Genomic DNA, 18,519 nt, shown 5'->3' with positions numbered 1-18,519 from the left:
GCCGGTTGAAGTTGCCGTCACGGTCCGTTTCGGCCACCCAGTGGTGTCCCACATTGAGCTTGCACAGCAGGGTTGGCTCTCCCGAGCCTACGACAGCGAGCTGATGGGCGCCGTCACCGCGTTGGTGAGGCGGATCAGGTCGGCAGGAGCGAGTTCGATGTCCAGGCCGCGCCTGCCGCCCGAAACCAGCAGCGTCTCCAGCGCCAGGGCGCTGTGGTCCAGGACGGTGGGGGAAGGGAGCCGCTGGCCGAGCGGGGAGATGCCGCCGAGTACGTACCCGGTGCGCCGCTGGGCGGCGGCAGGATCCGCCATCGCCGCCTTCTTGGCTCCCATGGCGGCGGCGAATGCCTTGAGGTCGAGTGTGCCGCTGACGGGCACGATGCCCACCGCCAGCCTTCCTTCCACCTCCACTATCAGGGTTTTGAAGACCTTTGCAGGTTGGATCCCCAGGGCCTGGGCAGCTTCGGCGCCGTAACTTGCGGCGGCGGGATCGTGATCGTAGGGATGCAGCACAAAGGGAACCCCGGCGGCCGCCAGTACGGCGGTGGCCGGGGTTCCCTGTGATGCGTTTTTGCGTCCCATCGGGTACAGGCGGACGGCTAGGAGCGTACCGCCGTGGAAGCGGCAACCTTGCGCTTGATCCGTCCCAGCATCGCCGTCATCCCGCGCATGCGCAGCGGCGTGATGGCGCGGGTCAGGCCCAGCAGCTCCGGCATGTCATCCGGCACGGCGAGGATCTCTTCGGCGGACAGCCCGTCCAGGCCTTCGTGGAGGACACCGGCAAACCCGCGGGTGGTGGGAGCCTCTGCCGGGGCCTTGAAAAAGAGCCGTACCGGGCCGGCGCCCTTTTCCGTCTCGATGGTCAGGAACAGCGGGGACTGGCATTCCACTACCTGTTCGAGCAGCTCGGGATGGTCCTTGAGCCGGTCGGGCAGTTCCGGCAGGCCCTGTGAGAACTCGAGCAGCAGTTGCAGCCGCTCGGGCTCCGTCAGGGCCTGGAAGTCATCCACAATGGCCGCAAGGGCGGTGGGCAGTGCTTGAGTAGTCATCATTCCAAGTTTACGCAGGATCCAACGGGGCCGTGTCAGGCTCCGACGGCGACGGGAATGGACCCGCGCTCGGCGCCCTTGACGATGGGAACGCGCACGGCGTTGCCCCACTCGGTCCACGAACCGTCGTAGTTGCGGACGGTTTCAAAGCCCAGGAGGTACTTGAGGGCGAACCAGGTGTGGCTGGAACGCTCGCCGATGCGGCAGTAGGCCACCACGTCGTCGCCTTCGGTGATGCCGGCCTCGCCCAGGTAGAGGGCGTCGAGTTCCTCGCGGCTGCGGAACGTTCCGTCTGCCGCAGCAGCGCGGGCCCACGGAATGGAGGCAGCAGTGGGAATGTGGCCGCCGCGCAGCGCGCCTTCCTCGGGGTAGGCCGGCATGTGGGTGCGCTGGCCGGTGTATTCCTCGGGGGAGCGGACGTCGATGAGGGGCTTGCCGAGGTGGGCCAGGACGTCTTCCTTGAAGGCGCGGATCGGCGCGTCATCGCGTTCCACCACGGGGTAGTCGCCCCTGGCCGGTGCCGGCTTGTCCGTGGTCAGTTCCCTGCCCTCGGCAATCCACTTGTCCCGGCCGCCGTCGAGCAGCCGCACATCCTGGTGCCCGAAGAGGGTGAAGACCCACAGCGCGTAGGCAGCCCACCAGTTGGACTTGTCGCCGTAGATCACCACGGTGCTGTCGCGGGAGATGCCCTTCGACGCCGCCAGTTCCGCGAAGGCGGCCCCGTCCACGTAGTCGCGGGTCACTTCGTCGTTCAGGTCGGTGTGCCAGTCAATCTTCACGGCGCCGGGGATGTGCCCCGTTTCGTAGAGGAGCACGTCCTCATCGGACTCCACGACAACCAGCTGGCCGCTTTCCACTGCACCGTTGTCCACGGCGGCGGCGAGCCACTCAGTGGAGACGAGGCGCTCCGGGTGGGCGTAGGCTGCAAACTTTTCGTTCTGTTCAACCGGGTAGGACATAGCGTTGCCTTTCATCGAGAGCACGGGAGATCCGCGGGACCGGTGTTGGGACCTGCTCCCACAGTAGCCAGCGCCCCAAGTGATGTCCGTATTCCGTTAACAGGAGGAAATGTTGGCTTCATCACGCATCCGCCAAGTGTGGCCGGCGCCACCGGGAGCCGTGGTGCATTGCCGGTATCCTTTCTGGGGACCAACCACCAGCAGAACGGACCACCTTGGTACAGATCGAACAGCTTGCCGCCCGCACCCCGTCGGTATCGGTGGATGAGCTCCTCAAGGGTTTCTATCCTTCGCCGCGGTTCGGCCAAGTGTCCTTCGCAAGCTACAGGCCCGATCCCAGGCAGCCCAGCCAGGCACACGCCGTGCGCGCCCTGCAGAGTTTTGCCGAGGGCGTAGGGGCCGGTGACGGGGGCGGCCTGTTCAAGAAACTGTTCGGGAAGAAAGACACGTCCCGCGCCGGCATCTATCTCGACGGCGGGTTCGGCGTGGGCAAGACCCACCTGCTCGCCTCGCTCTGGCATGCCTCGCCCGGGCCCAAGGCTTTCGGCACGTTCGTGGAATACACCAACCTGGTGGGGGCCCTCTCCTTCCGCAAAACCGTGGAGGCGCTGAGCGGCTACAAACTCGTCTGCATCGACGAATTCGAGCTCGACGATCCGGGCGATACCGTGCTGATGTCGCGGCTGATGCGTGAACTCGCGGACGCCGGCGTGAAGCTCGCGGCCACGTCCAACACGTTGCCGGGCTCGCTGGGCGACGGCAGGTTCGCCGCGGTGGACTTCCAGCGTGAAATCCAGGTCCTCGCGGACCAGTTCGACGTGGTCCGGATCGACGGCGAGGACTTCCGCCACCGCGGGCTCCCGGCCGCCCCGGCGCCCCTGAAGAACAGCGAACTGTCCGCGCACATGAAAGCCGAGTTCGACGGCAAGACGGTGGCCCAGGATGAGTTCAGCACCCTGATCGCCCACCTGGCCGGTGTGCACCCCAGCCGCTACCGGCAGCTGATCGACGGCATCGACGGCGTGGTGTGGCGCAATGTGGGAACCATTACCGAGCAGGCAGTGGCACTGCGTTTTGTGGTGCTGGCCGACCGGCTTTATGACAAGGATGTGCCCATCCTGGCCAGCGGTGTTCCCTTCGACAAGCTCTTCACCGAGGAAATGATGACCGGCGGCTACATGAAGAAGTATTTCCGTGCAGTCTCACGCCTCACGGCACTGGCCCGTGAGGGCCAGAACCACGAACCGTCCTAGCTTGAAGCCGGCGGCCGGCGCGGGTTGAGCACCGCCCGGACCGCCAGGCCGGCGGCCAGCGCCCAGAACGCGGAGCCGACGCCGGCAAAGCCCAGTCCGGAGGCCGCCGTCAGGAAAGTGACGGCCGGGGCTATCCTGTCCTCCGGGTCCGCCAGAGCCGCCGATACTGAACTTGCCAGCGTGCCCAAGAGTGCCAGGCCCGCCACCGCTTCCAGCATGCCTGCCGGTGCGGCGGCCACCAGGGAAACCAGTGCAGTGGAGAACACAGCCAGCACAAGGTAGGCAAGCCCGGACGTGAAGCCCGCAATCCACCGCCTGCTCCGGTCCGGCCCCGCTTCCTCACCTGCCGCCAGCGCGGCGCTCAGTGCGGCGAGGTTGATGGCGTGGGCACCAAAAGGGGCCACCAGGGCAGTCCCGGCCCCCGTCACCAGCATGGCTGAACGCCAGGGGGTGTAATAGCCGAACGACCGGAGCACAGCCACCCCCGGAACGTTCTGGGATGCCATGGTCACCACAAAGAGCGGCAGGGCGATGCCGGCCATGGCCTGAAGGGTGAACTGAGGGGTGGTCCAGTCAAACGTGGGAAGCATTATGGTGCCTGCCAGGGATGTTCCGCCCGCTGCCAGGGAAACGCCAATCACCACCAGGGCCACCAGCAGCGCTGCCGGCACCGACCAGCGGGGAGCGAACTTCATCATGACCAGCCAGCAGGCAATGACCGGGGCTATGAACAGCGGGACGTTGCCCAGGGCTTTGAATGGCGCGAGGCAGAGCTGCAGCAGCACGCCGGCCAGCATCGCCTGCGCCAGCGTTGCCGGGATCTTGGCCATCATCCGCCCCAGGGCGGGGACCAGGCCGGTCATGGCAATCAGTATGCCTGCGGCAAGGAAGGCGCCGACGGCGGCCGGCCACCCGCCGTCGACCGTTCCTGACGTTGCCAGCAACGCAGCCCCGGGGGTGGACCACGCGAGGGTCACCGGCACTTTGGACCGCCAGGAAAGCCACAAGACGCCCACGCCCACGGCCACGGTGAGTGCCAGCAGTCCGGAAGCGGCCTGCGCGGGGTCGGCCCCCACTGCCTTCAGCCCGGACAGGACCACTGCGAACGACGAGGTGAAGCCCACCAGCGCCGTGACAATTCCTGCCACAACCGGCCTGGAATCGAGGGCGGATGTCCTGCCGGACCGGTGGGTTTTGAGGGATGCTGGGGACTTCGCCATACGGGCAGGTTATCGGGACTGTTCCACCAGCCTTCAATCGGGCCGCGGCGGACAAGCCCGGGATGGGATTGTCCTTAAACGCCAAAGGTGCGGGTGCCGCCTCCCGGCGGGACCCGCACCCCGTTGACGTACTAGGGCAAAGCCCTGGCCAAATCCTGTTTACGGAGCCTTGTCAACCGGCGGAACCGGGTTGACCGGCGGAACCTGCTCAGCGGCAGGTGCCGCGCCTGGGGTTCCGTTCTTGTCAATGAGCTTGGAAGCGCCATTCTGGATTTTGTCGACGTGACCCGAGTACTTGCCCCCGGTCTTGGTGTCGACGAAATCGCCGGCCTTGGTGAGGCCGTCCTTGATGGCCTGCTCGTTGCCATGGATGAGACCTTGAGCCTTGCCCTTTAGATCGTCAATCAGTCCCACGAGCACCTCCCTTCAATCGCGGAGCCAGGTCGCTCCTTGCGCCTTCGATCCTAGCCCTGCCGGGAAGGCGTGCCAAGGAAATCAGGGGGTTTGGGCGTTCGCCCGGAGCGGATGCAGGAACGTCGGCAGCCAGGCAGGCATGAAAAAAGCAGCTCCGGGGAGCTGCTCGATGTGGGCGATACTGGGATCGAACCAGTGACCTCTTCCGTGTCAGGGAAGCGCGCTACCGCTGCGCCAATCGCCCGGAACCGGAAGGCCGGCGTATGGGTTTTTGTGAAGTGAGAGAGCGGACGACGAGATTCGAACTCGCGACATCCACCTTGGCAAGGTGGTGCTCTACCAGCTGAGCTACGTCCGCGTGTGCAGGATGGACCGGTAAAACCGGAGTTACTGCGGGCAAGTTGCCTTGCCAGTGGGCGATACTGGGATCGAACCAGTGACCTCTTCCGTGTCAGGGAAGCGCGCTACCGCTGCGCCAATCGCCCATGTTCATTCGGAAATGATCCGAAAAACCATGGTTTTCACCGAGGTGGGTACGGGATTCGAACCCGTGTATACGGCTTTGCAGGCCGCTGCCTCGCCTCTCGGCCAACCCACCGTGTTAGCTCCGATTCCTAAGAACCTTTGCCGTGACAGTGTCCTGCGAGCGGACGACGAGATTCGAACTCGCGACATCCACCTTGGCAAGGTGGTGCTCTACCAGCTGAGCTACGTCCGCATTTTGGAGGGCTGATTCGGTGCCGTTCCCGGCATTTCCTCGCTTTCCAACGAGTAAAAACAATATAGGAGGTTCGGGGATTCTCCAAATCGGCGGCTGACGGGGGAGACGCAATGGCGCTGCTTCCCAGTAATAGCGCGGTTTTGCGAAGTTACAGGCATGTAATTCCCGACGGCGGTACCCGGGTTGTTCGCGCGGGTGGCTGCATCGGAAGGGGCCGGGCAGGGGAGCCGCGCGTGTCTCCGTCGCTTCCGATGGCCGGCCCGGCTGCCGGGTTACGTGGCTGATCTGGTGCCGCTTCCGGCCGATTTCCGAAATGGCCGCAAGGTCCGCTAACATTCAAATGCATCAGGGCGATTGGCGCAGTGGTAGCGCGCTTCGTTCACACCGAAGAGGTCACTGGTTCGAACCCAGTATCGCCCACCGCACAGGGTCCGTTTCCGCTCATCAGCAGCGGAAACGGACCTTTTTTGTGCATGCGGACATTCTGTCAGCCCCTTGTGAAAGAGTTTTTCTTATGACAGCTCCACTTCTTGCCCACGCCACCGAATACGGGCGGATGTACGCCCGGTCCACCTCCGAGCAGTTCTCGGTGCCGTCCATCACCACAGTGATCGGCCAGCAGCCGCACGGGCTTGACGGCTGGTTCGGATATATGGGCGCCAGCAGTTTGGCTAAGGATCCGCTGCTGGCGGACTGCCTGGGAAGTCCGGCGAAAATCAAGCAGGCAGTCAACCGGGCGGCCAAGGCGGCGGAAACCTACCGGGACGAGGCCGCCAAGCGCGGGGACCGCGTGCATTTCTACTGCGAACAGGTGGCCCTGCGGGCCCTGGGCCGTCCCCACGGCATGAAGGAGGCGCGCGAGGCCCTGGCCGCCAACGGCGAAGAAGCCTTCGCCGTCCGGTTCGACGAATGGTGGGAGCTTTTCCAGGTTGAGCCCATCGCCCCCGAGATCACCGTCTGGAACAACTCCGTGGGGTACGCCGGAACCCTGGACCTCGTGGCCAGGATTAACGGCCGCATCTGCCTCATCGACTACAAAACCAAGGGCACCACCCGCGACGGCCTGGTCAAGCCGCTGGACGACAAAGTGGTGATGCAGCTGGTGGCCGGCATGAAAGCCGAGGAAAGCCTGGTGGACCCGGAAACCGGGACCTGGGAGCCCTGGAAGTACGGCGAAAACCCGGTCCTGCTGGCCGTGGCCATTGGCGAGACCGAGGTCCGCCCCGTCCGCGCCAACCCCGACGTCCTCAAGCACCACTGGTGGAAGTTCTGCGCCCTCCGGCGTGTGTGGGAGCTGTCCGCGGACACCATTTCAGCCGGCACGGCGCTCCTGCCCATCGCCCCTCCGCCGCTCCCGCAGGTACAGCCCGTCTAGGTATGCGGGCGCACGGACAGCCCGCCGACTTGTCTGCGCCTAAACTGGATTGGTCCCCTTTGCCGCCTACCGTAAGGACAAACAGCGCATGGCTATTCTGAATATCCGCATCATCGGTGATCCTGTGCTCCGCACAGTTGCCGAGCCTGTGACGGATTTCGGGCCTGAGCTGGCCAAGCTGGTGGCGGACATGACTGAAACCATGGAAGACGTGGACGGCGCCGGCCTCGCCGCGCCTCAAATCGGCGTCAGCAAGCGCGTCTTCACCTACCGAATCGACGGCGTGGAAGGGCACATCATCAACCCTGTACTGGAAAACAGCGAGGACTTCCAGCCGGACCACGTGGAAGGCTGCCTCTCCATCCCGGGCCTGGGTTTCCCGGTCAAGCGTTACCGTGCCACCCGCGTCACCGGCGTGGACATGCACGGCAACCCCGTCACAGTTGAAGGTGAGGGTATGCTGGCACGCTGCTTCCAGCACGAGAATGACCACCTGGACGGCATCCTCTACACGGACAGGCTGGAAGGGGAGGACCGCAAGGCTGCCCTGCGTTCCATCCGCAACGCCAACTACGACTCGATCACGGAAAAGACGACGGCGAAACGCGCCAAAACAGTCGGCTCGAGTTTCGGGGGCTCGAGCTTTGGCGGCGCGACGTCCGGATCCAGCTTCGGTTCAGGCGCGGCCGGTACCAAGGGGTGAGGGTCCTCTTCGCGGGAACCCCCGCCGTTGCTGTCCCGTCCCTTAATGCACTCGTCGAAGCAGGGTTCGACGTCGTCGCTGTCCTTACCAGGCCCGACGCACCTATCGGCCGGAAGCGCGTACTGACCCCGTCGCCGGTGGCCGCCCGGGCAGCTGAGCTGGGGATCGAGGTGATCCATGCGTCCCGGATCAAGGATGAAACGGTCGCAAGGATTGCCGCGGCCAGTCCGGACGTCGCCGCCATTGTGGCCTACGGCGGGCTGGTCCCGCCGGCGGCGCTCGGCATCCCGCGGCACGGGTGGATCAACCTGCACTTCTCCCTCCTTCCCGCCTGGCGCGGTGCCGCCCCCGTGCAGCGCGCCGTGATGGCCGGCGACGACATCACCGGCGCTGTGACCTTCCAGTTGGAGGAGGGCCTGGACACCGGACCGGTGTTCGGAACCCTGACGGAAACGGTGGGGCCCGACGATACCGCCGGGGAGCTCCTGGAACGGCTGTCGCACAGTGGCGCCGTGCTGCTCGCCCAAACCCTGTCGGCCATCGACGCCGGCAAGGCCGCCGCGGTGCCGCAGACCGGTGAAGTCTCCCTGGCACCCAAGCTGACCCTCGACGACGGCCGCCTGGACTGGAAGTACCCGGCCCTGGCGATCGGACGGCAGGCGCGGGGAGTCACTCCGGAACCGGGAGCCTGGACGGTTCTGGCGGGCCAGCGCGTCAAGCTGGAACCCGTCCGGCTGCGGCCTGACGTTTCACAGCTGGCGCCCGGTGTCGTGTCAGTCGACGGTAAGAGCGTGCTGGTGGGAACAGGTTCCCACGCCGTGGAGCTGACCCGGGTCCAGCCCGCCGGCAAAAAGATGATGGCCGCTGCCGACTGGGCACGCGGCATGGCTTCCCTTGAAAGCGTGGTGTTCGAATGAGCGGTTCCGGCGACAACCAGGGCGGCCGCGGAAGAACCGGCGGCGGCAACTCGGGCGGCCAGCGCGGCGGCTCCGGTGGCGGCCAGCGCGGAGGAAGCGGCCGCGGCAACGGCGGGCCGCGCGATTCCAGCAACCGCAACGCCAAGGGCCGGGAACGGAACCGGGCCTCCCAGCGCAGTTTCACTGAAAACGCGCCGTCCCAGCGGACACGCCGGGCAGATCCAGCCCGGCTGGTGGCGTTCGAAGTTCTCCGGGCTGTGGCCGCCGATGACGCCTATGCCAATCTGGTGCTGCCGGCGCGGATCCGGCACCACGGCCTGGACAAGCGGGACGCCGGGTTCGCCACCGAACTCAGCTACGGGGCCCTTCGGGGCCAGGGAACGTACGACGCCATCCTGGCCCGCTGCGTCGACCGTCCGCTGGACCAGCTGGACCCGGCCATCCTGGACGCCCTCAGGCTCGGAGTCCACCAGCTGCTGGCCATGCGGGTTCCCGCGCATGCGGCGTTGGACCAGACCGTGGGACTGGCCCGCGCCGTCATCGGCGCGGGACCCTCAGCCCTCATCAACGCCGTCCTCCGCAAAGTCGCTGCGCACACCCTCGAGGAATGGCTGGAGCTGCTGACCGCCGATGAAACAGATGAGACCAAGGTGGCGTCCCTCCGCCACGCACACCCCGAGTGGATTGTGCGCGCCATGCGCCAGTCGCTGGTGGCGCACGGGCGTCCGGCCTCGGAAATCAACGATCTTCTGGAAGCCGACAATGCCGCACCGGTGGTTAACCTGGTGGCACTGCCGGGCATCGGAAGCCTTGACGAGGCCCTTGAAAATGGAGCCGCTCCCGGTGAACTGGTGGAAGGTTCCGCATTGTCCAGCGGCGGGGACCTTGGCCGGCTGGCCTCAGTGAGGGATGGCAGCACCAGGGTCCAGGACGTCGGTTCGCAGCTGGTGGCACGGGCCATGGCCGCCGTTGACCTTCGCATGAACCGTGGCGCCGGCGATGCTGCTGGGGCTGACTCAAAGCACGACGGCGAAGCCTGGCTGGATCTGTGCGCGGGCCCCGGCGGCAAGGCTGCCTTGCTCGGTGCGCTGGCGAGCCAGACGGGAGCCACGCTGCTGGCCAATGAACCTGCACCCCACCGTGCCAAACTGGTCAGCCAGGCGCTGTCGGCCGTGCCCCGGGAAACCTGGCAGGTCAGGACCGGCGACGGCCGCGACGTGGGCACCGAAAAGCCCGAGTCGTTTGACCGCGTCCTGGTCGACGTCCCCTGCAGTGGCCTGGGCGCGCTTCGGCGGCGGCCGGAGTCCCGCTGGCGCCGCACGCCCAAGGACCTGGCCGACCTCGGCCCGCTCCAGCGTGAACTGCTCGCCTCCGCACTGGCTGCTGTCCGCCCGGGCGGCGTGGTGGCCTACGTGACCTGCTCGCCCCACCCTGCCGAAACCACCGCCGTGGTCAGCGATGCCCTTCGCAAACGCGATGACCTGGAGCTGCTGGAGGCCGGGCAGGTCCTGGACAGTGTGAGCCTGACCGGGAACCTTGGCGCAGGGCACGAGTCCACCGCCCAGCTGTGGCCCCACGTCCACGGCACCGACGCCATGTTCCTTGCCCTGATCCGCAAAAAGCCCTGACCCCCAACAAGTGCCGGCTCCCCGGAGTCCTGCCCGTGAAAGGTACCCCCCGTGACGCAATGCTGCATCAACCCGAGCATCCTCTCTGCCGACTTCGTCAACCTTGAGGCTGAGCTCAAGCGCATCAGCAATGCGGACGCGGTGCACGTGGACGTGATGGACAACCACTTTGTGCCCAACCTCACCATCGGCCTGCCGGTGGTCCAGCGGATCCAGGCAGTCAGCCCCGTGCCCCTCGATGCCCACCTGATGATTGCCGACGCCGACCGCTGGGCGCCCGGCTTCGCGGACGCCGGGTTGGCATCCGTCACGTTCCACGCCGAAGCCGCCATTGCACCCATCAAACTTGCACGCGAACTGCGGGCGAGGGGTGCCAAGGCAGGCATGGCCCTGCGGCCGGGAACACCTGTGGAACCGTATCTGGACATGCTGTCAGAGCTGGACATGCTGCTGATCATGACGGTGGAGCCCGGCTTCGGCGGGCAGGCCTTCCTGGACGTGACCCTGCCCAAAATCCGGCGTGCCAGGAACGCGATCGACGGTTCGGGGATCGGTGTGGCCATCCAGGTGGACGGCGGTATTACCGAGGACACCATCGCCCGGGCGGCCGAGGCTGGTGCCAACGTCTTTGTGGCCGGCTCTGCCGTCTACGGTGCCGATGACCCGGCGGCCGCGATTGACCGGCTGCGGCAGGCGGGAAGCGAAACGTTACGTTCCGCGGCGGAATAGTCAGGAGACGTCCGGCGTTGTGGCACAATAGCTACACACATACGTGCTCCGGGGTCGGTGTAAGTCCGAACCGGCGGTGACAGTCCGCGACCCGCGAGCCGGTGCTTCCTTCGGGAGGACACCGGCAGACGGTTGAACCGGTGGAATTCCGGTACCGACAGTTAAAGTCTGGATGAGAGAAGCACGTACAGCTGTTTCTACGGCGTCCTGTGACGCCGCGGCGTTCTGCTGTCGTATACCCCCGGAGCCATCGCGGTTCGAGAGGGAAGGAACGACACAAGCATCATGAACCGTTTGCGATGGCTCTTTGAGGCCACTATTCCTGCTGCCGGCATGCCTGCCGGCCCAATCATCGAGGCCGCCGCGTGACTGCGGGCGTGGTCACGGCCTTTACCGCTGCTGAAACCACCGCCATGGCCACCGCCCTGAAGGCGGCCCTTAACGGTCCCCGCGGCGCGAATCCCCTGGTAGGTGCCGTCATCGTCGATCCTCAAGGACGTGAACTGGTGACCGGGTTCCACCGCGGCGCCGGAACCGCCCACGCTGAGGTGGACGCGATCGCGCAGGCGGCGGCTGCCGGAATCGATCTCTCGGGTTGCACCATGCTGGTCACCCTGGAGCCCTGCAACCACCTCGGCCGCACCGGTCCCTGCGCGCGGGCGATCATCGATGCCGGCATCACCGACGTCGTCTACGCAGTGGACGATCCGCATGACCCGGCAGCGGGCGGAGCTGCCACCCTTCGGCAGGCGGGCGTCCGTGTCCGCGCCGGACTTGGTGCCGGTGAAGCGCTGGACCTGAACCGCCAATGGTTTGAGGCGGTGGCGGCAAAACGCCCGTTCGTCACCCTGCATATCGCCCAGACCCTGGACAGCCGCATCGCTGCCGAGGACGGCACCAGCCAGTGGATTTCCTGCCCGGAATCCCTCGCCGACAACCACGCCGTCCGCGGGCGCATCGATGCCATCCTCGTTGGCACGCAGACCGTGCTGGTGGACAACCCGCGCCTTACCGCCAGGGACGCTGCCGGCAATCCGGCCACCAAGCAACCCGTGCGCGCTGTGATGGGACTCCGCGACATTCCGGCGGACGCAGCCGTCCACGGAAGCGACGGCCTGGTGCTGCACCTGCCCACCCGCGACCCCCGCGAAGCCTTGTCCAGCCTGTACGGCAGCGGCATGCGCCACCTGATGGTCGAGGGCGGATCGCGGATCCTCAGCGCCTTCCTCGCGGCCGGGCTGGTGGACGAACTTATTGTCTACCTGGCGCCCACACTGCTCGGCTCCGGCACTCCTGCCCTCACCGGGCTGGGGATCACCACCCTCGCTGACGCTCAGCAGTGGGAGTGGGACGCATCCGACGGCGGCGCCGTCCGGACGCTGGGCCGTGACCTAAGACTCCATCTCCGACCGCAACGCACTGTTGCCCTCGACCCACAACCGTCCCGCGCCACCGCGGAGCAAGCCCAGGGAGGCTACTGATGTTTACCGGAATTATTGCCGAGCAGGGGCAGGTCCTGTCCGTGGAAAAGGACGGCGACACCAGCGCCACCCTCCGGCTGCACGCACCCGGCACCACCGAGGGGCTCGCCCTTGGCGGATCCATCGCCGTCAACGGCGTTTGCCTTACTGCCACTGAAATCGACGGCAAGGAGTTCAGCGTTGACGTGATAGGCGAGACCCTGGTCCGCAGCACCATCGGCGAACTTGCACCGGGCGATCCGGTCAACCTTGAACGCTGCGTTCCCGCCGGCGGACGGCTCGACGGACACGTGGTGCAGGGCCACGTGGACGGCGTCGGCGTGCTGCTGGAACGCGAGCCACTGGGCAACTGGGACCGGCTCCGCTTCGGCGTCCCGGCGAACCTGGCCCGCTACATCGCGGAAAAGGGCTCGATTGCCATCGACGGCGTGTCACTGACCGTAACCGCCGTCAGCCCCGCCGCAGAGCAGGAACCCTGGTTCGAAGTGGGGCTGATCCCCACCACCCTGGCTGAAACCGGCCTCGGTACCAAGACCACCGGCAGCCGGGTGAACCTGGAAGTCGATGTGCTGGCCAAGTACACCGAACGCCTGCTGGCGTTCAACACGGCAGCGCCCGCCGCTGTTGAAGGAGGAACACGATGAACGCCGCCGTACGAGTCGAGCCCGACGTGGCCACCGCTGACCACTCCCGCCCCCAGGAAAACCCCACAGTACGGCTGAGCACCATCGAGGAAGCGGTCCGGGCCATCGCCGCCGGCAGGCCCGTGCTGGCCGTGGACAACGAGGACCGGGAAAACGAAGGCGACATCATTTTCGCCGCCCAGTCCGCCACACCCGCCTTGATGGGCTGGACTATCAGGTACAGCTCCGGCGTCATCTGCGTCCCGCTGTCCGGCGAACGTGCCGATGCCTTGGACCTGCCTCCCATGGTGGAAGTCAACCAGGACGCGAAGGGCACCGCATACACTGTTTCCTGCGACGCCGCCACGGGCGTCAGCACCGGAATTTCCGCCACGGACCGGGCCCTCACGGCCAGGGTGCTCGCCGATCCGCAGTCGGGGCCGGCGTCCGTGACGCGCCCCGGGCATATTTTCCCGCTGCGTGCGGTGTACGGTGGTGTGCGGGAACGTCCCGGCCACACCGAAGCCGCAGTGGACCTGTGCCGCCTGGCCGGCATGGAACCTGTGGGCGTGATCGCTGAAGTAGTGTATGACGACGGCGAAATGATGCGGCTGGACGGGCTCCGTGCCTTCGCTGCTGAACACGGATGCCCCCTGATTTCGATCCAGGACCTGGTGGCCTACCTCGACGCGGAGGGCACATCGGACGGTAACCCCCGGGCAGCACGCGCGGGCGAAGAAGAGGAGATACGATGACGGCTTCCGCAGCTTCGGGCAACGGCCACCTGCCTGCCTCAGGCAACGGCCACCACAAGGCCGAATCCGCACCTGGCCACCACCACACGGAGGGCAACCGCCACACACCCCATCCCGTCAGCGCCGGACCCATCGTGCAGCTGCCCACAGCCTTCGGCGATTTCGTGGCCCAGGCCTGGACGGACCTCGTCACCGGCCACGAGCACCTGGCGGTCAGTTCTCCGAACCCGCCCAAGGATGGAAAAGCGCCCCTGGTCCGGCTGCACTCCGAATGCCTCACCGGGGATGTTTTTGGTTCGTACCGCTGTGACTGCGGCGAGCAGCTTGCCTACGCCCTGGAAATGATCCGCGAACACGGCGGGACGCTGCTGTACCTGCGCGGGCAGGAAGGCAGGGGCATCGGCCTGGCCAACAAGATCAAGGCCTACGCCCTGCAGGAAGCCGGCTTCGACACGGTGGAGGCCAACGAACAGCTTGGCCTGCCCGTGGACGGCCGGTGCTACAAGGCCGCCGCCCAGGTGCTGGCCGAAATGGGACTGCACGAGGTGCGGCTGCTGAGCAACAACCCGGACAAGCAGAACAGGCTGGCGAAGGCCGGCGTCAAGGTAGTGGAAATGGTCCCCACCGAGGTGCCTTCGCGCGACCAGAACATCCGGTACCTGCAGACCAAGAAGGACCGCATGGAGCACCGGCTGGTGCTTGGCTCCCACGTGGGCCCGGTGCCGGTAGCCAGTCCCGGCGCCGGCTTCGAGCACGAACAAGACTGACACGAACAAGATTGAACAGCGCATCTCGCTGCTGAGCCACCACAACGAACGGAACAGTACTGACCTATGAGCGGACACGGCGCCCCCGACATCGACCTCACCACCCTCAACCCGGCCGAAACGTCCCAGCTGAAGCTGGCTATCGTCGCGGCCAGCTGGCACACCCAGATCATGGACGGACTCCTGGACGGTGCCCTGCGCGCGGCCAAGGACGCCGGCATCGCCGATCCCATCGTCCTGCGGGTGCCGGGCTGCTTTGAGTTGCCGGTGGCAGCCGCGCGCCTCGCGCCGCACTTCGACGCCGTGGTGGCCCTCGGCGTCGTGATCCGGGGCGGCACGCCGCACTTCGAGTACGTCTGCCAGGCCGCGACGTCGGGACTCACCGACGTGAGCGTGCGCACCGGCGTCCCCGTGGGTTTCGGCGTCCTGACCTGCGACACCGAGCAGCAGGGCCTGGACCGTGCCGGCCTCCCCGGGTCGAAGGAAGACAAGGGCCACGAGGCTGTCACCGCAGCCCTGGCTACCGCCGTGGTGCTCAAGCAGTACCGCAGCTAGCAGCCGGGCAAATGGCGGGCGCGTGTGTGTTCACTCACATCGCGCCCGTCATGCAACGGCCCGACAAGCGCCCTTTGGGCCGCAGCAAGTAGGCTGGAGGGCGTGAAGAATTTCGAGACGCTGTTCGCTGAGCTCAGCGAGAAGGCAGCCGCCCGCCCGGAAGGCTCCCGCACCGTCGCTGAATTGGACTCCGGTGTCCATGGCATCGGCAAAAAAGTCGTTGAAGAAGCAGCCGAAGTATGGATGGCTGCCGAATATGAATCCGATGAAGCGGCGGCCGAGGAAATCTCCCAGCTGCTGTACCACCTGCAGGTTCTGATGCTCGCCAAAGGCCTGACCCTGGAAGACGTCTACAAGCATCTGTAGCCACCGGTCCGGCGCGCTCTCTGCCCGCCGGTGCCTGCCGTGGCCTGCACTGCTTGAACACCTGGACATTTCCACATTTAGAAAGATTTCCCCATGCTGCGAGTAGCCGTCCCCAATAAGGGTTCCCTGTCCGAAGCCGCCTCCGCGATGCTGTCCGAAGCCGGATACCGCCAGCGCCGCGACACTCGTGAGCTGGTGATGGTGGACCCGGACAACGACATCGAGTTCTTCTTCCTCCGTCCCCGCGACATCGCCGTGTACGTGGGCCAGGGAACGCTCGACGTCGGCATCACCGGACGCGACCTGCTGCTGGACGCAGAGGTGGAGGCGGAGGAACTGCTTCCGCTGGGATTCGCCGCCTCCACGTTCCGCTTCGCCGGCCCTGTCGGTGACTTCGGCAAGGTTGAGGAGCTGGAAGGCAAGCGCCTGGCCACCAGCTATGACGGCCTGCTCCGCGGCTACCTCGCCGAACGCGGCATCAATGCCAAGGTGGTCCGGCTGGACGGCGCCGTGGAGTCCTCGGTCCGGCTCGGTGTAGCCGACGCCATCGCCGACGTCGTGGAAACCGGCAACACGCTCAAGGCCGCCGGGATGGAAATCTTCGGCGAGCCCATCCTCAAGTCCGAGGCCGTCCTGATCCGGCGCACCGGCGCCGGCGGTGCCGCGAACGGCACAGCCAAGGAGATCGAGGTCCTGATCCGCCGGCTGCAGGGTGTGCTCGTAGCGCGCCAGTACGTCCTCATGGATTACGACATCCGCAAGGAACTCGTGGAACAGGCCGCCTCGCTGACACCCGGACTGGAATCGCCCACGGTCTCGCCGCTGCGCGACTCGGACTGGGTGGCCGTCCGCTCCATGGTGCCCAAGCGCGAAACCAACCGGATCATGGATGAGCTGTACGACCTCGGGGCACGCGCCATCCTGGTCAGCAGCATCCACGCCTGCCGCATCTGATTCCATCCAGCGGATCCAGCGCGACATCCACCACAGAATTTCCAGGAGTTTCCCATGGCAGTAGCCGTACGCGTCATTCCCTGCCTCGACGTGGACGCCGGGCGCGTCGTCAAAGGCGTTAACTTCGAGGGCCTCCGCGACGCCGGGGACCCCGTGGAGCTCGCCCACCGGTACGACAACGCCGGTGCTGACGAACTGACCTTCCTTGACGTCACCGCCTCCTCCGGCAACCGTGAAACCACTTTCGACGTGGTCCGCCGGACCGCCGAGGAAGTTTTTATCCCGTTGTGCGTCGGCGGCGGCGTGCGCGGGGTGGCCGAGGTGGACAAGCTGCTGCGCTTCGGCGCGGACAAAGCCTCCATCAACACCGCAGCCGTTGCCCGTCCCGACGTCATCGACGAGATCACCCGGCACTTCGGGTCCCAGGTCCTCGTCCTGTCCGTGGACGCACGCCGCACCCGCCCCGGATCCCAGCCCACGCCGTCGGGCTTCGAAGTCACCACCCACGGCGGGCGGACCGGCACAGGGATCGACGCCATCGCCTGGGCCAAGGAAGCCGCGGACCGCGGCGTGGGGGAGATCCTGCTGAACTCCATCGACGCCGACGGCACCAAGGACGGGTTCGACCTCGAACTCATCAAACTGGTCCGCGCCGCCGTGAAAGTGCCCATCATCGCCTCCGGCGGGGCAGGGGAGCCGGCGCACTTCCCGCCCGCCGTCGCCGCCGGGGCTGACGCGGTCCTGGCCGCATCGATCTTCCACTGGGGCCCGGACGACATGATGTCCCAGGTCAAGAAGGCGATCCGCGAGGCAGGCTTCGAAGTCCGCTAGGTTAGAGCCCCACTTCGGCTGACTGGAGGAGGGCGACGGCGTCCGGCTGGCCTTCGAAGGTGACCAGGGCGTGGCGCGTGCGGCCGTGGGCGTGCATCAGCAGCTCGCCCGGCTCACCCACGATGGCCACCGAAACAGGCGCCCGCTTGGCCACGTGCCGGGGACCGGAGGGCCGCACCAGCACAATGCCGAGATCGACGCCCCGGTACAGGATGGCCGCACGCTTCACCAGCTCATCCCACAGTGCTTCCGAGTACGCCTCATCCAGGGCCCTGGGTGCCCAGCGGTCCACGGCGCGGCGGACATCCTCGGTGTGCACAAAGTACTCGATGAGGTTGGAGCTTTCGTCCAAGGCCTTGATCTTCATGGGGGACAGCGTTGGCGGCCCCGCCCGGAACGTATTCACGAGCCCCGTGTACGCCTCCGGCGTGGTCAGCTTTGCTGCCAGCTTGGCCGTGGCCTGGTCCGAGGCCTTGGCCAGGCGTTTGATGATCAGCCCCAGGCCCACAGCGGCTTTGCGCTCACGCAGGTACAGGTGCGCGGCAAGGTCCCTGGTGCGCCAGCCCTTGCAGAGCGTGGGCGCGTCAGGGCCGGCCGCAAGCAGAGTTTCGGCCAGGACTTCTCGGGACGGGTCGACGAAATGCATCACTTGTGAAACTAGCACGACACCCGCGCAGTTGGGCAGCGTGGCCACCGGTGCTGGCGTGCCGTTGTTCACACACGAATCCGGGCATTGCAAAGGCACTAGACTTGACTCGATGTCTGAGCAGCCCGCCCCCGTCCCCACCCCTGGTTCCACCCTGCCCGCGGCACCCTTGCCGGGCCCGGCCGGAACTCCCGAAGACGCCCCTGCGGCCAGCCCCCTGCCGTCCGATCTGGCCGCCGCACTTAAGCGGGACAGCGCAGGACTGGTGGCCGCCGTCGTACAGCAGTTCGATACCAATGAGGTGCTGATGCTTGGCTGGATGGATGACGAAGCACTGCACCGCACCATGACCACCGGCCGCGTCACTTTCTACTCCCGCTCCCGCCAGGAGTACTGGCGCAAGGGAGACACATCCGGGCACGTGCAGTGGGTCAAGTCAGTAGCCATGGACTGCGACGGCGATGCCCTCCTGGTGCGCGTGGACCAGGTTGGTGCCGCCTGCCACACCGGCACCCGCACCTGCTTCGACGGCAGGGACCTGGCTGTCACCACAGGCCAGGCACTCTGAATTTG

21 protein-coding genes, 6 tRNA genes and 1 riboswitch are annotated in these 18,519 nt (G+C 66.4%); of the genes, 16 read left to right on the top strand and 11 right to left on the bottom strand.

From position 1 onward, the window contains the following. Window positions 1-87: 87 nt before the first annotated feature. The 3 genes from ybaK to ARTSIC4J27_RS12240 are packed head-to-tail and all read right to left on the bottom strand — an operon-like array spanning window position 88 to window position 2,008. Complete coding sequence (gene ybaK, locus ARTSIC4J27_RS12250; RefSeq protein WP_050055451.1) at window positions 88-582, bottom strand: Cys-tRNA(Pro) deacylase; 495 nt, start codon at window positions 580-582, stop codon at window positions 88-90. Between the two features lie 17 nt (window positions 583-599). Beyond that, on the bottom strand, window positions 600-1,049 hold the full coding sequence (locus ARTSIC4J27_RS12245; protein ID WP_200900822.1) for a SufE family protein: 450 nt from the start codon (window positions 1,047-1,049) through the stop codon (window positions 600-602). Between the two features lie 35 nt (window positions 1,050-1,084). Further along, entirely contained in the window at window positions 1,085-2,008 is a 924-nt protein-coding gene (locus tag ARTSIC4J27_RS12240) for a sulfurtransferase (protein ID WP_050055450.1), read from the bottom strand. A 215-nt stretch (window positions 2,009-2,223) separates the two neighbouring features. Here ARTSIC4J27_RS12240 and zapE point away from each other — a divergent pair, with 215 nt between their 5' ends. Further along, window positions 2,224-3,261, top strand: a complete 1,038-nt coding sequence (gene zapE, locus ARTSIC4J27_RS12235; RefSeq protein WP_050055449.1) for a cell division protein ZapE — start codon at window positions 2,224-2,226, stop codon at window positions 3,259-3,261. Here zapE and ARTSIC4J27_RS12230 read toward each other — a convergent pair. From ARTSIC4J27_RS12230 to ARTSIC4J27_RS12200, 7 genes are all read right to left on the bottom strand, one after another. Beyond that, on the bottom strand, window positions 3,258-4,481 hold the full coding sequence (locus tag ARTSIC4J27_RS12230; protein ID WP_050055448.1) for a benzoate/H(+) symporter BenE family transporter: 1,224 nt from the start codon (window positions 4,479-4,481) through the stop codon (window positions 3,258-3,260). The two genes, zapE and ARTSIC4J27_RS12230, sit on opposite strands and share 4 nt — an antisense overlap. Window positions 4,482-4,640: 159 nt before the next feature. Next, window positions 4,641-4,895 carry an antitoxin gene (locus tag ARTSIC4J27_RS12225; protein WP_050055608.1) on the bottom strand — a complete coding sequence of 85 codons (255 nt, stop codon included), beginning with the start codon at window positions 4,893-4,895 and terminating at the stop codon, window positions 4,641-4,643. A gap of 172 nt (window positions 4,896-5,067) precedes the next feature. Then, window positions 5,068-5,139, bottom strand: a tRNA-Val gene (locus ARTSIC4J27_RS12220). Window positions 5,140-5,180: 41 nt separating this feature from the next. Further along, window positions 5,181-5,253: transfer RNA gene (locus ARTSIC4J27_RS12215), tRNA-Gly, on the bottom strand. A 55-nt stretch (window positions 5,254-5,308) separates the two neighbouring features. Continuing rightward, a tRNA-Val gene (locus ARTSIC4J27_RS12210) sits at window positions 5,309-5,380 on the bottom strand. A 42-nt stretch (window positions 5,381-5,422) separates the two neighbouring features. Continuing rightward, window positions 5,423-5,493 (bottom strand) — tRNA-Cys (locus tag ARTSIC4J27_RS12205). Window positions 5,494-5,540: 47 nt separating this feature from the next. Beyond that, window positions 5,541-5,613, bottom strand: a tRNA-Gly gene (locus tag ARTSIC4J27_RS12200). 351 nt (window positions 5,614-5,964) lie between these two features. Between ARTSIC4J27_RS12200 and ARTSIC4J27_RS12195 the strand changes: the two genes are divergently transcribed. From ARTSIC4J27_RS12195 to hisF, 14 genes are all read left to right on the top strand, one after another. Further along, a tRNA-Val gene (locus tag ARTSIC4J27_RS12195) sits at window positions 5,965-6,036 on the top strand. A gap of 94 nt (window positions 6,037-6,130) precedes the next feature. After that, a complete protein-coding gene (locus tag ARTSIC4J27_RS12190) occupies window positions 6,131-6,991 on the top strand; it encodes a cytochrome (RefSeq protein WP_050055447.1) in 861 nt (286 codons plus the stop codon). A gap of 88 nt (window positions 6,992-7,079) precedes the next feature. Next, a complete protein-coding gene (gene def, locus ARTSIC4J27_RS12185; protein ID WP_050055446.1) occupies window positions 7,080-7,694 on the top strand; it encodes a peptide deformylase in 615 nt (204 codons plus the stop codon). Next, on the top strand, window positions 7,691-8,611 hold the full coding sequence (fmt, locus tag ARTSIC4J27_RS12180; protein ID WP_050055445.1) for a methionyl-tRNA formyltransferase: 921 nt from the start codon (window positions 7,691-7,693) through the stop codon (window positions 8,609-8,611). Before def ends, fmt begins: the two co-directional genes overlap by 4 nt. Further along, a complete protein-coding gene (locus ARTSIC4J27_RS12175) occupies window positions 8,608-10,239 on the top strand; it encodes an RsmB/NOP family class I SAM-dependent RNA methyltransferase (protein ID WP_050055444.1) in 1,632 nt (543 codons plus the stop codon). The genes fmt and ARTSIC4J27_RS12175 overlap by 4 nt, the downstream gene beginning before the upstream one ends. A gap of 51 nt (window positions 10,240-10,290) precedes the next feature. Next, entirely contained in the window at window positions 10,291-10,968 is a 678-nt protein-coding gene (gene rpe / locus ARTSIC4J27_RS12170; protein WP_050055443.1) for a ribulose-phosphate 3-epimerase, read from the top strand. Window positions 10,969-11,007: 39 nt separating this feature from the next. Beyond that, window positions 11,008-11,157: riboswitch (FMN riboswitch) on the top strand. Between the two features lie 224 nt (window positions 11,158-11,381). Beyond that, window positions 11,382-12,449 carry a bifunctional diaminohydroxyphosphoribosylaminopyrimidine deaminase/5-amino-6-(5-phosphoribosylamino)uracil reductase RibD gene (gene ribD / locus ARTSIC4J27_RS12165; protein WP_050055607.1) on the top strand — a complete coding sequence of 356 codons (1,068 nt, stop codon included), beginning with the start codon at window positions 11,382-11,384 and terminating at the stop codon, window positions 12,447-12,449. Beyond that, a complete protein-coding gene (locus tag ARTSIC4J27_RS12160; protein WP_050055442.1) occupies window positions 12,449-13,093 on the top strand; it encodes a riboflavin synthase in 645 nt (214 codons plus the stop codon). Before ribD ends, ARTSIC4J27_RS12160 begins: the two co-directional genes overlap by 1 nt. Continuing rightward, the gene (ribB, locus tag ARTSIC4J27_RS12155; RefSeq protein ID WP_083435435.1) at window positions 13,090-13,827 is read left to right on the top strand and encodes a 3,4-dihydroxy-2-butanone-4-phosphate synthase; all 738 of its coding nucleotides are present in this window, start codon (window positions 13,090-13,092) and stop codon (window positions 13,825-13,827) included. Before ARTSIC4J27_RS12160 ends, ribB begins: the two co-directional genes overlap by 4 nt. Further along, a complete protein-coding gene (gene ribA, locus ARTSIC4J27_RS12150) occupies window positions 13,824-14,594 on the top strand; it encodes a GTP cyclohydrolase II (protein ID WP_050055441.1) in 771 nt (256 codons plus the stop codon). Before ribB ends, ribA begins: the two co-directional genes overlap by 4 nt. 66 nt (window positions 14,595-14,660) lie before the next feature. Further along, entirely contained in the window at window positions 14,661-15,149 is a 489-nt protein-coding gene (gene ribH, locus ARTSIC4J27_RS12145; protein WP_050055440.1) for a 6,7-dimethyl-8-ribityllumazine synthase, read from the top strand. 102 nt (window positions 15,150-15,251) lie between these two features. Beyond that, window positions 15,252-15,515: a phosphoribosyl-ATP diphosphatase gene (locus ARTSIC4J27_RS12140; protein ID WP_050055439.1), complete on the top strand. Its 264-nt coding sequence runs from the start codon at window positions 15,252-15,254 to the stop codon at window positions 15,513-15,515. 93 nt (window positions 15,516-15,608) lie between these two features. Then, window positions 15,609-16,469 (top strand): ATP phosphoribosyltransferase, encoded by an 861-nt coding sequence (gene hisG, locus ARTSIC4J27_RS12135; protein WP_050055438.1) that lies wholly within the window; start codon window positions 15,609-15,611, stop codon window positions 16,467-16,469. Between the two features lie 54 nt (window positions 16,470-16,523). Beyond that, complete coding sequence (gene hisF / locus ARTSIC4J27_RS12130) at window positions 16,524-17,300, top strand: imidazole glycerol phosphate synthase subunit HisF (protein WP_050055437.1); 777 nt, start codon at window positions 16,524-16,526, stop codon at window positions 17,298-17,300. A 1-nt stretch (window position 17,301) separates the two neighbouring features. Here the strand turns inward: hisF and ARTSIC4J27_RS12125 are convergent, their stop codons facing one another. Next, window positions 17,302-17,946 (bottom strand): TIGR03085 family metal-binding protein, encoded by a 645-nt coding sequence (locus ARTSIC4J27_RS12125; RefSeq protein ID WP_050055606.1) that lies wholly within the window; start codon window positions 17,944-17,946, stop codon window positions 17,302-17,304. 112 nt (window positions 17,947-18,058) lie between these two features. Here ARTSIC4J27_RS12125 and hisI point away from each other — a divergent pair, with 112 nt between their 5' ends. Further along, window positions 18,059-18,514, top strand: a complete 456-nt coding sequence (gene hisI, locus ARTSIC4J27_RS12120; protein ID WP_050055436.1) for a phosphoribosyl-AMP cyclohydrolase — start codon at window positions 18,059-18,061, stop codon at window positions 18,512-18,514. Window positions 18,515-18,519: the final 5 nt, after the last annotated feature.

Origin of the sequence: Pseudarthrobacter siccitolerans (assembly GCF_001046895.1) — a bacterium.
In the GTDB taxonomy this organism is placed as follows: domain Bacteria; phylum Actinomycetota; class Actinomycetes; order Actinomycetales; family Micrococcaceae; genus Arthrobacter; species Arthrobacter siccitolerans.
Note: the sequence above shows the minus strand (reverse complement) of the source record. Positions and strands in the feature narration are given on the sequence as shown.

Bases quoted from the DNA above. Each gene is read 5' to 3' on its own strand.
- hisF (WP_050055437.1), top strand. From the start codon at position 16,524: ATGGCAGTAGCCGTACGCGTCATTCCCTGCCTCGACGTGGACGCCGGG.
- ribD (WP_050055607.1), top strand. From the start codon at position 11,382: ATGGCCACCGCCCTGAAGGCGGCCCTTAACGGTCCCCGCGGCGCGAAT.
- ribA (WP_050055441.1), top strand. From the start codon at position 13,824: ATGACGGCTTCCGCAGCTTCGGGCAACGGCCACCTGCCTGCCTCAGGC.
- ARTSIC4J27_RS12240 (WP_050055450.1), bottom strand. From the start codon at position 2,008: ATGTCCTACCCGGTTGAACAGAACGAAAAGTTTGCAGCCTACGCCCAC.
- ARTSIC4J27_RS12190 (WP_050055447.1), top strand. From the start codon at position 6,131: ATGACAGCTCCACTTCTTGCCCACGCCACCGAATACGGGCGGATGTAC.
- ARTSIC4J27_RS12245 (WP_200900822.1), bottom strand. From the start codon at position 1,049: ATGACTACTCAAGCACTGCCCACCGCCCTTGCGGCCATTGTGGATGAC.
- hisI (WP_050055436.1), top strand. From the start codon at position 18,059: ATGTCTGAGCAGCCCGCCCCCGTCCCCACCCCTGGTTCCACCCTGCCC.
- ribB (WP_083435435.1), top strand. From the start codon at position 13,090: ATGAACGCCGCCGTACGAGTCGAGCCCGACGTGGCCACCGCTGACCAC.
- ARTSIC4J27_RS12175 (WP_050055444.1), top strand. From the start codon at position 8,608: ATGAGCGGTTCCGGCGACAACCAGGGCGGCCGCGGAAGAACCGGCGGC.
- hisG (WP_050055438.1), top strand. From the start codon at position 15,609: ATGCTGCGAGTAGCCGTCCCCAATAAGGGTTCCCTGTCCGAAGCCGCC.
- ARTSIC4J27_RS12230 (WP_050055448.1), bottom strand. From the start codon at position 4,481: ATGGCGAAGTCCCCAGCATCCCTCAAAACCCACCGGTCCGGCAGGACA.
- ARTSIC4J27_RS12125 (WP_050055606.1), bottom strand. From the start codon at position 17,946: ATGCATTTCGTCGACCCGTCCCGAGAAGTCCTGGCCGAAACTCTGCTT.
- ARTSIC4J27_RS12160 (WP_050055442.1), top strand. From the start codon at position 12,449: ATGTTTACCGGAATTATTGCCGAGCAGGGGCAGGTCCTGTCCGTGGAA.
- ribH (WP_050055440.1), top strand. From the start codon at position 14,661: ATGAGCGGACACGGCGCCCCCGACATCGACCTCACCACCCTCAACCCG.
- def (WP_050055446.1), top strand. From the start codon at position 7,080: ATGGCTATTCTGAATATCCGCATCATCGGTGATCCTGTGCTCCGCACA.
- ybaK (WP_050055451.1), bottom strand. From the start codon at position 582: ATGGGACGCAAAAACGCATCACAGGGAACCCCGGCCACCGCCGTACTG.